We start from the raw sequence: 12,056 nt of genomic DNA, 5'->3' as shown, positions 1-12,056 counted from the left end.
GCTCCTCACGTCCCCGTCTTGCGCATCTGCGCGTCCCCGTCCGCGCGCAGGTTCCGGAAAAATTTCTCGACCTCGCGGGACAGCGTCTCGGCGGTGGCCGTCAGTTCGCTGGAGGCGGTGAGAACGGATGCAGCCGCCGTGCTGGTCGTGCCGATCGATTCGCTCAGCGAATTGATGTTGACCACCAGCGTTCCGTTGCCCTGCGCCGCCAGTTGCGCATTCGAGGAAATCTCGCGGGTCGCCGAATCCTGCTGCTCGATCGCGCTGGCGATTATGGACGTCACCTCGTTGATCTCGCGCACCGCGTTGCCGATCTCGCGCACCGCCTCGACCGATGTCTTGGTCGACGTCTGGATCAGGCCGACGTTTTGGCCGATTTCGGCGGTCGCCTTCGCAGTCTGCTCGGCGAGCGCCTTCACCTCGTGGGCGACCACGGCAAAGCCGCGGCCGGCATCGCCGGCGCGCGCGGCCTCGATCGTCGCGTTGAGGGCGAGAAGATTTGTTTGCTCTGCGATCGCCTGAATGAGATTGAGCACGCCGTCGATGCGCTGGGTCGCGGCCGCAAGCCCCTCGATTTCGGCAACCGATTTCTCGGTGCGCTGGCCGGCCTGCTCGACGGCGCCGGCCGACTGCCGCACCTGGCGGCCGATTTCCTCGACCGAAGCAGACAGTTCTTCGGCGGCGCTGGCGACGGCGGAGACGTTGCTGGATGCCTGCTCGGTCGCACCGGAAGCAGCCACCGCGCGGCCGCTGGCGTCGGCTGAGACGCTGGCGATGGTCTGGGCGGTGTCGCGCATAGCGGTCGCATTGTCGGTGACGGCGCGTACCACGCCGCCAATCGCTGCGCGGAAGGCATCGACCGACGCCTCGATGTGGCGGGTGCGCTCGTCGCGTGCTTTTGAATCTTCCAGCACCTGCGAATTGAGGTTGCGGTTGCGGTCCATCGCTTCCTGGAAGATCTTGATGGCGCGGGCGAGCGCGCCGATCTCGTCGGCGCGGCCGGTATGCGGAACCTCGACGCCTTCCGCACCGTCGGCGACCTGCTTGATGGTCGAGGTGATCACCGAAAGCGGCCGCGCGATCGAGCGCGCGATGATCAAGACGCCGATGACGACCACAGCCAGCGCAAGGACACCGAGGCAGGTGAGCACAAAGGCCATGGTGTGGTTGGTATCGGTCTGTTGCGCCAGCTTCCTGCTGCGCTCAGCATAGACCTTGGAAAGTGCTTCGAGATCCTTGTTCAGCGCGGTGCGCACTTCGCGGTTGGCGTCATTGTCGCCCCATTCACGCCCCGCAGCGGCGTTGATCTCGACGCCGCGGCGCACCAGCTCCTTGCGGAAATCAACGAACTGCTCGATGCGCTTCTTGAAAGTGGCGAACTGCTGGGCATCGTCCGCCTGCACCAATGCTTCCCAGTTCTTGACGACCTCGAGGATGCGCTCATTGAACTTGAGCAGCCCGTCGCCGAATTTCTTCACCACTTTTGGATCGGTCGACATGTAGATGCCGCGTGACTCCATCACGACCGCATAAACCAGCGAATTGATGCGCTCGACATTGAGCGCAGCGCGGCTTGCGATCGAAACGGCTTCGGTGAGCTCGGCGTTCTGGCGAGTGTTGTAGTCGGACAAAGCCGTGATGGCGGCGACCAACACCGCGAACAGCGCGAAGATCGAATACAATTTGGCTGCGAGCGAAAACCGGGATGTCATGGGCCACCAAAAAAAGAGCAGGGGATTCTTGCAATTCAGCGGTAGCGGCACGCCGGATCAGATCCCGTGAGTGCCGCCAACATGGGCAAAGTGTGCTGAATTTTGATGGACATTGTCTTAACGCGCGAAATTCGAAAATCTGCAACTAAGGCCCAATAATCAAGCTTGTTCAGGCGATTACGAGATCCCTGCGAGTCATCTCGTCGGGAAAATTCGGCAGCATCGCGCGACCACAACGCGCTTCTGGTATGCCACTGCAATTGGAGGTCGCTGTTCCCAGCGGACGTGACGAGTAACCGCCACCACCGTAGGGCCGGCAACCGAAAATGGCTGCGCACTACTTCCCGCAACCGCGCAGAACAGTTCTCACCAGGTGCATTCCGCACCGACAGACAATCTCTTCTCTGCGCACATGGTGATAGGCTAGCCTTGCCATGGGGCGGGTACGGGTGTGGGAAATTCAGCATGGTCTATCGCCAAATCATCGGGGCGACCTCCTACGTGTTCGGCGACTTGCGCGAGCTGCTCGCCAAGGCGACGCCGCCGCGGTCCGGCGACCGTCTTGCCGGCGTCGCGGCGGGAAGCGCGGAAGAAATGATCGCGGCGCGCATGGCGCTCGCCAACGTGCCGCTGAAGCAGTTTCTCAATGAGGCGGTGATCCCCTACGAGGACGATGAGGTCACAAGGCTGATCATCGATACGCATGCGGCAGAGGCCTTTGCGCCGATCGCCTCGCTGACCGTCGGCGCCTTTCGCGACTGGCTGTTGTCCGATGCTGCCACCGGCGAAACGCTTAAGCAGGTGTCGCGCGGAATCACGCCGGAAATGGCAGCTGGCGTCTCCAAGCTGATGCGCAACCAGGACCTGATCCTGGTCGCCAGCAAATGCACGGTGACATCGGCGTTCCGCAACACTATCGGCCTGAAGGGGCGGATGAGCGTACGGCTGCAGCCCAACCATCCTTTCGACGACGCAAAGGGGATTACCGCCTCGATTCTCGACGGCATCCTGCTGGGCTCCGGCGATGCCTGCATCGGCATCAATCCGGTCAGCGACGATCCGGCGGTGATCGGAGAGCTGCTGCGGCTGCTCGACGGCATCATCTCGCGGCTGCAGATCCCGACGCAAGGCTGCGTGCTCACCCACGTCACCACGACGCTCGGATTGATCGGGCAGGGCGCTCCCGTCGATCTGGTATTCCAGTCAATTGCGGGAACCGAGGCCGCCAACCGCAGCTTTGGCGTCGATCTCGCGCTGCTCCGCGAGGCGCGCGAGGCAGGACTATCCCTGCGTCGAGGTACGGTAGGCGACAATGTGATGTATTTCGAGACCGGGCAGGGCTCGGCGCTGTCGGCCAATGCGCATCACAATGTCGACCAGCAGACATGCGAGGCGCGGGCTTACGCGGTGGCGCGGGCCTACGATCCGCTGCTCGTCAACAGCGTCGTCGGCTTCATCGGTCCCGAATATCTCTATGATGGCAAGGAAATCATCCGCGCCGGGCTCGAGGATCATTTCTGCGGCAAGCTGCTCGGCCTGCCGCTCGGCGTCGACGTCTGCTACACCAACCATGCCGAGGCCGATCAGGACGACATGGACAATCTCTTGACGCTATTGGCTGCCGCCGGCGTCACCTTCATCATGGGTGTGCCGGGCGCCGATGACGTGATGCTGAACTATCAGTCGACCTCGTTCCACGACGCGCTCTACGTCCGGGAGCTTTTCGGATTGAAGCGGGCGCCGGAATTCGATGATTGGCTGGTTCGCGCGGGGCTCGCGGATGCCGATTTCCGGCTTGCGGGCGATGGGCGGCTGCTGCCCGATTTTGCGTTGCGGCTGATCGCCTGAACGCCGGGCCGCGGTCGGCCTACAGATTTTCTTGAAACCAATTGAACCCACAACGAGTTAGAAGTCACTGTCACATTGTTGAAGAATTTCTGGCCCAGCTTTCGATGTCGTGCTTAAATTCGTGTCAGCCTTGAGGAAATTTGATGAGAGCTGAAGGCATCGAAACGGTACGGCGTATCCTGTGCGTCTTCCCGCGCTATACGTCTTCTTTTGGTACATTCGAATACGCCTATCCCCTGACCGCCGGCGTCCAGGCCTTCATGCCGCCGCAGGGCCTGCTCTTGATCGCGGCCTACCTTCCGGCGAACTGGCAAGTTCGCTTTGTCGACGAGAATATTCGCCCTGCCAGCGCGGAAGACTTCGAATGGGCGGAGGCGGTGTTTGTCAGCGGCATGCACATTCAGCGCCAGCAGATGAACGACATCTGCCGCCGCGCGCATGCCTTCGACCTCGCGGTCGCGATCGGCGGACCGTCGGTCAGCGCCTGCCCGGATTACTATCCCTCGTTTGACTATCTGCATGTCGGCGAATTGGGCGATGCCACCAACGAGCTGATTGCGCGTCTGGCGCGCGATCCATCGCGGCCGGCGCAACAGGTGGTGCTGACGACCAGCGATCGGATTCCCATGAGCGACTTTCCGATCCCGCGCTACGAGCTGGCGGAAGTGAAGAAATATCTGCTCGGCAGCATCCAGTATTCGAGTGGTTGTCCCTATCAATGCGAGTTCTGCGACATCCCGGGCCTCTATGGCCGCAACCCGCGCCTGAAGACGCCGCAGCAGATCGTTGCCGAGCTGGACAGGCTGCGCGAATGCGGCATGACCGATACGATCTATTTCGTCGATGACAATTTCATAGGTAACCGCAAGGCTACCCTTGAATTGCTGCCACATCTGATCGAATGGCAGAAGAGGACGGGTTATGTGGTGCGGCTCGCCTGCGAAGCGACGCTCAACATCGCCAAGCGTCCCGAGATCCTGGAGAAGATGCGCGAAGCGAGATTCGTCACCGTGTTCTGCGGCATCGAGACACCCGATCCCGATGCGCTGCACGCGATGCACAAGGACCACAACATGATGGTCCCGATCATGGAAGGCATCCAGACCATCAACTCCTACGGCATGGAGGTCGTCTCGGGCATCATCATGGGGCTCGATACCGACAAGCCAGGTACCGCGGATGCGCTGCTCAAATTCGTCGACGAGTCGCGGATCCCGCTGCTGACCATCAATCTGCTGCAGGCGCTGCCGAAGACGCCGCTGTGGGACCGGCTGGAGCGCGAAGGCCGCCTCAATCACGACGACAGCCGCGATTCCAATGTCGAATTCCTGATGCCGTACGATGAGGTCATCAGTTCCTGGAAGCGATGCATGGAGATCGCCTTCGAGCCCGCGAAGCTGTTTGCGCGCTACCAGTATCAATGCGAATACACCTATGCCAACCGCATCAAGGTGCCGGTCGCGCCTGAGATGAAGACCTGGCCGAACATCAAGCGCGCGCTGATCATGCTGCGCAACATCTTCTGGCAGGTCGGCGTGCTCGGCGATTACAAGCGCGTGTTCTGGAAGTTCGCGATCGGGCGGCTCCGGCGCGGCGATATCGAGGGCTTTATCGGTTCGGCTACTATCGCGCATCATCTGATCAAGTTCGCGCGTGCGGCGTCCGGCGGCCAGCAGAACGCATCGAACTATTCGATCCGCCTGCGCGAGGCTTCGGTCCCTGCCGAGTAGCACGCCATGAAAACGCCGGCGCCGCCGTCCCGCCCGCTCGAAACCCTGCGGGAGCTGACGCCGGCCCGCGTCGGGCTCGGCCGCTCCGGCGCGAGCATGCCGACCGACGCACTACTCGCCTTCACGCTCGATCACGCCCGCGCGCGCGACGCCGTTCACGCCGCTTTCGATGCGGGGCGCCTCATTACGGAATTGGCCGGTCTCGGCCTGGAAGTAAGCGAGGTTTCCAGCCAGGCGCGCAACCGCGCCGATTACCTGCGCCGTCCTGATCTCGGCCGCATGCTGGATGCGGATTCGCGGCGCGCGCTGGAGAAGCGAAGCGTCGGCGCAAGCGAAGAAATTGTGATCGTGATCGGCGATGGGCTGTCGCCGGCGGCCGTCAACCTCCACGCCGTCGAACTGGTTCGCCATCTCGCGCCGCGCCTGACGGAGACCGGAATCCGGTTTGGCCATGTCGTGGTCGCGTCGGGCACCCGCGTGGCGCTGGGCGACGAGATCGGCGCCGTGCTCGGCGCGCGGATGGTGGTGATGCTGATCGGCGAGCGGCCCGGGCTGTCGGCGCCCGATAGCCTTGGTGCCTACTTGACCTTTGCACCGCGCATCGGCCTCACCGACGAGAAGCGCAATTGCGTGTCCAACATCCACGGCGCGGGGCTGAGCTATGATGAAGCCGCCTTCAAGATCGCGTGGCTGGTGCGTGAAGGCATCGCGCGAGAGATCACCGGCGTGGCGCTGAAGGACGAAAGCGGAACCGCGCTGATCGCAGCCAAGCCGATCGATTGAAAGCCGAAAACGTTTCGACCTGTGGCTGCCCCGCCACTGTGAGCCAATCCGCGCCTGATATAAGGGGGCGAGGAGTGGGCGGGACAAGCGATGGAGCAGGTGGGGGCGACAGAAGGCGCGGCGGGCAAGCATGCCAGCCCCGACGGGTTCCGGCTGGACATCAATGCGCTGCGGGCGCTTTCGGTCATTGCCGTCGTGGGCTTCCACTTCCAGATCCCGGGCTTCGCTGGCGGGTTCGTCGGCGTCGACGTCTTCCTCGTCATCACCGGCTATCTCATGACGAGGAAGGTGCTGACCGACCTGCGGCTCGGCCGCTTTTCACTGTGGACCTTCGCCATGATGCGGATGCGCCGGATCTATCCGGCGCTGGCGGTTGCGGTCGCGGCCTCAATCGTCATCGGCTGGTTCGTGACGTTGCCGGGCGAATATCTCAAGCACCTGCTGCAGGCCTTGTCCGCGCTGGCGTTCGTGTCGAACTTCGCCTTCAACAGCGACAACGGCTATTTCGCCATGGCGGCGCAGACCAAGCCGCTGCTGCACACCTGGTCGCTGTCGCTGGAGTGGCAGTTTTATATCTGGATGCCGCTCGTTGCGTGGCTGGTCTGGCGGCTGGCTTCGCGCACCAAATCGTCATTCGCTGCTGTGACGATCGCGTTGCAGATCTTTGCCGCATTGTCGCTCGCATGGTGCCTGTGGGCGAGCCAGCACGATGCGATGGGCTCGTCGTTCTTCTCCCTGCGCTCCCGAGCATGGGAGCCGCTCGCGGGCGGATTGATTGCCGCCGCGGAAATCCGGCGCCGATCGGGAGGCATAAAAACCTCCTGGTTGGAATCGCCGATCATCGCGCTCGCCGGCTGGGCGCTGGTCGCGGGCTGCACCGTCTGTCCTTTGCCCGAAGCGCGATGGCCCGGCGCGCTGACGATCCTGCCGATCGTCGGCGCTGCCATGATCGTCGCGGCGCGGCAGGGGGCAGGCGAGGGCAGCGTGCTCGCATTATCGCCGATCCAGCGCATCGGCGACTGGTCCTATTCGATCTATCTGTGGCACTGGCCGATCTGGGTGTTCGCGCTGAGCTGGCTGACGGTGCGCGGCTATGACGTCGGCGTCGCGCAGAAGATCATCATGGTGCTGGCCTCGCTGGGGCTCAGCGCGCTCTCTTACCGCTATATCGAGCAGCCCGTGCGAACGCAGCGCGAATTTTGGACGCCGCGCCGGCTGCTGACGACTTCCGGTGTCTCATTCGCCGTTCTCGCCGGCTTCGTGTCGCTCGCGTTCCTCAACCATGGTTTTCCGGGCCGGCTGCCCGACTATCTTTTGTCCGCCGAACTTGCTCGACGAACCAATACGCCGCGCGACGAGTGTTTCCGGAACGCCAACTCCACCAAGAAAGCCACCGAGACCTATTGCAGCTTCGGCAGCGCGCCAGCCACGGGCCGGCCGACCGCCATCCTCTGGGGGATTCCTTTGCCAACCAGTATCTCGAACCGATCTCGTCGGCTGCGCTCGACAACGGCATCCACGGCTTGATCGCGACCCAAAGCGCGTGCAGGGCCTTCGTCGATGATGCAGCCTCCAATGCGAGCGATCAGCGACCATGCCGGCAGTTCAATCGCAGCACGCTCGACTTCGTGCTGGCACAGGCGGAGCCGAGCATTGTCGTGCTCGGCAGCAACTGGAGCAATGCGGCCGAAATTTCAGTGCTGGTGGAGCGTCTGCTTTCGGCAGGCAAGACCGTCGTGCTGATCATGCCGCTTCTGAACATCGGCTTCGACCTGCCGCAGCGCTGGATCGAGAACCAGATCCGCGCCGGCAAGGCTATCGGCGAATGGAAGGTCGAGGCCGGCCCTGTGCTAACCATGAGCGCTTTAAGGAACGAGATTGCGCGTGGATTAGTTCGGTATCGAGATCATCCCCAACTCGTCGTAGTGGACCCGTTGTCCGTGGTTTGCGAGCAGGGCTATTGCTACCTGGTTCGCCATGGGCAGGCCAATGTCCGCGACACCGCGCATATCTCCAACGTCAACGCGGGCCAGTATCGCGGGCTGTTCGACGCTGCGTTCCGCGCGGCACTGCGCGGGGGGACCGAAGCGGAGAAGAACAAAGACTGAGCGCAGTGCCGCATCGGCGGACGATTTACAAGGCGTGAGCCGCTTCCCGAAAAATTGACCTGAGGTAGCCGTGCCGTTCCGTTACGACCGGCATTGGCGTTTCCAGCGAAGGCGCCTCAGACCGGTGGTTTACGGGTGTGGCAAATCAGAGACTTAACGCGGATTTTCGTCATCTTGGTGCCGATTTGCCGGCCCGCGCATGCTTGCCGGATGGGATTCGGCCCTGTAAAACGGCGGCCGTTAAATTTATCGCGTGATTTCAAGGGCTAGCGCCGATCGAATAGAGCTGTCAAAGCCGCATTCGCGCCACCAAACTGCATAAAACCAAGCTGCACAAACAGGCCGACGTGAGAACTGGACAGGGTATGCTCGACAAGAACTCCGAAAGTCACGTCCATGTCGCAGCTGTCGAGGAGCCGCCGCCGGGCAAGAGCATCGCCTTCGGACTGGAGCGCATGGGCCTGATCGCGGTCAAGGCGCCGATCATGTCCATGGTCATCCTCGCCGTGCTGATCGTGGCGGCGCTGTTCGGCATCGAACGGATCAAGATCGACGACTCGCTGAGCCAGCTGTTCCGCTCCGACTCCAAGGACTTCAAGCAATACGAGGCCGTGACCAAGCGCTTCCCGGCGACCGAATTCGACGTGCTGGTGGTGGTCGAAGGCAAGACGCTGCTGGCGCGCGAGAACCTTGAAAAGCTCCGCGACATGGTCACCGACCTGCAATTGGTCGAGGGCGTACGCGGTCTGGTTTCGCTGTTTTCGGCACGCCAGGCGCCGGAGCCCGGCAAGCTGCCGGCGGCACTGTTCCCGCCCGAACTGCCGCAAGGCGCCGCCTACGACAAGTTCGTCGAAACAGTCAAAACCAACGAGATCATTCGCGGCAAGCTGTTGTCTGAGGACGGCACGCTGGCGCTGATCGTGTTGTCGCTGGAGCCGCAAGTCGTTTCATCCAACGAGCTCGGCAAGGTGGTCGGCGAGATGCGGAAGATCATGGCCGAGGACCTTGCCGGCAGCGGACTCAACGCGCAGCTTTCCGGCGTTCCCGTCATGCAGCTCGAGATCCGCAACGCGGTCAAGCGCGACGGGTTGACCTATAATATTCTCGGCATTCTGGCCGGTTGCATCATCGCGATCATCTTCTTCCGCAAGATATCGTTCATGGTGGTCGCGGCCTTCCCGCCGATCATCGCGATCCTGCTTGCGCTCGGCGGCCTCGGCTGGGCCAACTTCAATCTCAACATGTTCCTGAACGTGATGACGCCGCTCATCATGGTGATCAGCTTCTCGGACTCGATGCAGCTCACGTTTGCGGCGCGCGATCGCCTGATCGCGGGGCAGGACAAGCTCACTGCGTTCACCAATGCGGTGCGGGTGGTGGGTCCGGCTTGCGTGCTCACTCACGCGACTGCCGGAATCTCCTTCATCGCTCTGATGTTCTCCGATTCCGAACTGATCCGCAAATTCGGTGAGGCCGGCCTTGCCGCCACCATCATTGCGCTCGTTGCCGTGCTATCGCTGGTGCCGGTGTTCGGCGTGCTGTTCGTCCGCAACGAGAAGATCTTTGCAGTGAAGTTCCAGAGCGCGGATGCCGGCGTGCAGGCGCTGCGCAATTTCTGCTACTGGATCGCGGTTCGCATGGTCAGCCGACCCGGCATGTTCAGCCTGATCGCGCTGCTCTTCGTCGGTGCGCTGGGCTACATCTACGCCACGCTGGAGCCGCGCTACAGGCTCGCCGACCAGGTGCCGGACAAGCGGCAGGCGGTCGCGGCCTCAGGCCGGCTCGACGCCAAGCTCACCGGCGCCAATCCGATCGACGTGCTGATCGAATTCCCCAAGGGCGCCTCGCTCTACGCGCCCGAAACGTTGAAGACGATCGCCGACGTTCACTCCATGGTCGAGAAGTCGGCCGGTGTCGGCAATGTCTGGTCGCTGGAAACGCTGCGCCGCTGGCTCGCGGAGAAGGCGGGCAGCACCGATGTCGCGACGCTGAAGGAATATGTCAGCGTCATTCCAGAACATCTGGTCCGTCGCTTCATCTCGGCCGAACAGGATGCGGTGGTGGTCTCAGGACGTGTGCCAGATCTCGATTCCAGCGAAATCCTTCCCGTGGTCGACAAGCTCGACAAGGCGCTGGACAAGGTGCGCGCCGAGCATCCAGGTTATGAGATTGCGGTCACCGGCCTGTCGGCGATTGCCGCCCGCAACAGCGCCAACATGATTTCGAAGCTGAATGCCGGCCTCACGGTGGAGTTCCTGCTGGTCGCGATCTTCATTGGCCTCGCATTCCGCTCGGTCGTAGTGATGTTCTCCTGCATCCTGCCTGGCATTTTCCCGGTCGTGGCATCGGGCACGGTGCTCTGGATACTGGGCGAGGGGCTACAATTCGCCAGCGTGGTCGCGCTGACGGTGTCGTTCGGTCTCGGGCTATCGGCCACCATCCACTTCCTCAACCGCTTGCGGCTGGAGAGCAAGCCGGGCGTGACCGCGGGACTGGCGGTTGAGCGCGCCACTGTGCTGGTCGGTCCGGCGTTGATTCTGACCACTGTGGTGCTGGCCTGCGGCCTCGGCGTCACCGTGTTCTCCGATCTGCCGTCGCTGCGGCTGTTCGGCTGGCTCAGCGCGTTCTCGATGATCGCAGCTCTGGTCGCGGATCTCTTCATCCTGCGGCCGACATCGATGTTCCTGATCAATCTGTCGGAAAAAATTCGCGGGGTCAGCCACGCCAAGCCGGCGGGGAACAAGCCTGCCGGATAACAGGTGTTGCTGAAAACAAGGCTGCTGGCCAAGTGCCGAAGAGAGGCTGAGGAATGATGTCTGCAGGATTAGCTGCTCGCCCTGCGGCCGATGCGGCTGCCTATCGCGCCGTCGAATACATCTATCATTCCTATCTCACCGGTCTGATCCTGATGCTGGCCTCGCGGGCCGGCGCGCCGCGCGCGGCCGAGGTGGTGTTTCGCACCTTCCGGCGCCAGCAACTGGCGCGCTTCCTGCCTGGATTGAAAAAGCTCGGTCTCGACCAGCTTCCGCATGCGGTGGCCTGCGCGCAGTATCACTATCTGTCCAACCAGGTCGGCGGCGTGAAGGTCGAATATGTCTATGAGAGCGACACCAAGGCCTGGGTGCGCTATCCGCCGCCGCGCTGGATCTGGTCGGGCACCGCGATCTGCGGCATTCCCTCCGAAGTGTCGCGCGCGATGCTGCGCGGATGGCACGCCAATAACGGCGTCGTGCTCGGCAATCCCAGGCTCGGCTTCGTCTGTACCGGCCAGACCGTCGACGGCCAGCCAGGGCTCGAAGGTTATTACAAGGAGTGGGATCGCGATCTCGCGCCCGAGGAGCGGCTGCAGTTTTCGCCGGGTGAGCGCTGTCCGCCGTTCCGAGCTGATCTCGCACCGCGCCTGCCCGCGAACACCTGGCCGGAGGAGCGGCTGCAGAAGGTGCTGCGCAATTATGCGATGGAATACATCACCTCGATCGTGCCGGAGACGATCAGCGTGCTCGGCCCGGAGGAGGGCGGCCATCTCGCTTCCGCCGCAGCGCGGCTCATCGGCATGCACACTTTTGATGAGGTCGCTGCGCTCTTGGGTGGCGTCGAAGCGGGAGCGCTGGGCTTTGCCAAAGCCTTTGCCCGGCTGGCTCGCGGGCAGGATGACGATGCGGAATTGTTGGTGGAGGGGACGGGCGCGACGGTGCGCCAGACCTCATGGCGGCTCATGGCGGAACGCGAGGCGCTGTCGCCTGCCGTGTTCGATGCCTGGAATGAACTCTGGGTCGGGGCGGCGCTTGCGCATGATCGCTTCATGCGCGTCGAAGTGATCGAGAGGCGCGACCGTGGAGATTCCTGCTGGCGCTGGAAGTTCAGCTGATATCAAA

The 12,056-nt window shown here is 62.7% G+C and carries 8 protein-coding genes; 7 read left to right on the top strand and 1 reads right to left on the bottom strand.

Features of this window, described 5'->3' with window-relative positions; translation table 11 throughout:
• Window positions 1-5: 5 nt before the first annotated feature.
• On the bottom strand, window positions 6-1,712 hold the full coding sequence (locus J6524_RS23205) for a methyl-accepting chemotaxis protein (protein WP_225674794.1): 1,707 nt from the start codon (window positions 1,710-1,712) through the stop codon (window positions 6-8).
• Window positions 1,713-2,177: 465 nt separating this feature from the next.
• Here J6524_RS23205 and J6524_RS23200 point away from each other — a divergent pair, with 465 nt between their 5' ends.
• From J6524_RS23200 to J6524_RS23170, 7 genes are all read left to right on the top strand, one after another.
• The gene (locus J6524_RS23200; RefSeq protein ID WP_225674792.1) at window positions 2,178-3,560 is read left to right on the top strand and encodes an ethanolamine ammonia-lyase subunit EutB; all 1,383 of its coding nucleotides are present in this window, start codon (window positions 2,178-2,180) and stop codon (window positions 3,558-3,560) included.
• Window positions 3,561-3,703: 143 nt separating this feature from the next.
• The gene (locus tag J6524_RS23195) at window positions 3,704-5,290 is read left to right on the top strand and encodes a B12-binding domain-containing radical SAM protein (RefSeq protein WP_225674790.1); all 1,587 of its coding nucleotides are present in this window, start codon (window positions 3,704-3,706) and stop codon (window positions 5,288-5,290) included.
• Between the two features lie 6 nt (window positions 5,291-5,296).
• Entirely contained in the window at window positions 5,297-6,073 is a 777-nt protein-coding gene (eutC, locus tag J6524_RS23190) for an ethanolamine ammonia-lyase subunit EutC (RefSeq protein ID WP_225674787.1), read from the top strand.
• Between the two features lie 90 nt (window positions 6,074-6,163).
• Window positions 6,164-7,600 (top strand): acyltransferase family protein, encoded by a 1,437-nt coding sequence (locus J6524_RS23185; RefSeq protein WP_225674785.1) that lies wholly within the window; start codon window positions 6,164-6,166, stop codon window positions 7,598-7,600.
• The gene (locus J6524_RS23180) at window positions 7,525-8,181 is read left to right on the top strand and encodes an SGNH hydrolase domain-containing protein (protein WP_225675241.1); all 657 of its coding nucleotides are present in this window, start codon (window positions 7,525-7,527) and stop codon (window positions 8,179-8,181) included. The genes J6524_RS23185 and J6524_RS23180 overlap by 76 nt, the downstream gene beginning before the upstream one ends.
• A gap of 365 nt (window positions 8,182-8,546) precedes the next feature.
• Window positions 8,547-10,937, top strand: coding sequence for an efflux RND transporter permease subunit (locus J6524_RS23175; RefSeq protein WP_225674783.1), 2,391 nt, complete (start codon window positions 8,547-8,549; stop codon window positions 10,935-10,937).
• A gap of 56 nt (window positions 10,938-10,993) precedes the next feature.
• The gene (locus tag J6524_RS23170; protein ID WP_225674781.1) at window positions 10,994-12,049 is read left to right on the top strand and encodes a hypothetical protein; all 1,056 of its coding nucleotides are present in this window, start codon (window positions 10,994-10,996) and stop codon (window positions 12,047-12,049) included.
• The last annotated feature ends 7 nt before the right edge of the window (window positions 12,050-12,056 follow it).

It is taken from the genome of Bradyrhizobium hereditatis, from assembly GCF_020329435.1.
In the GTDB taxonomy this organism is placed as follows: Bacteria; Pseudomonadota; Alphaproteobacteria; order Rhizobiales; family Xanthobacteraceae; genus Bradyrhizobium; species Bradyrhizobium hereditatis.
Note: the sequence above shows the minus strand (reverse complement) of the source record. Positions and strands in the feature narration are given on the sequence as shown.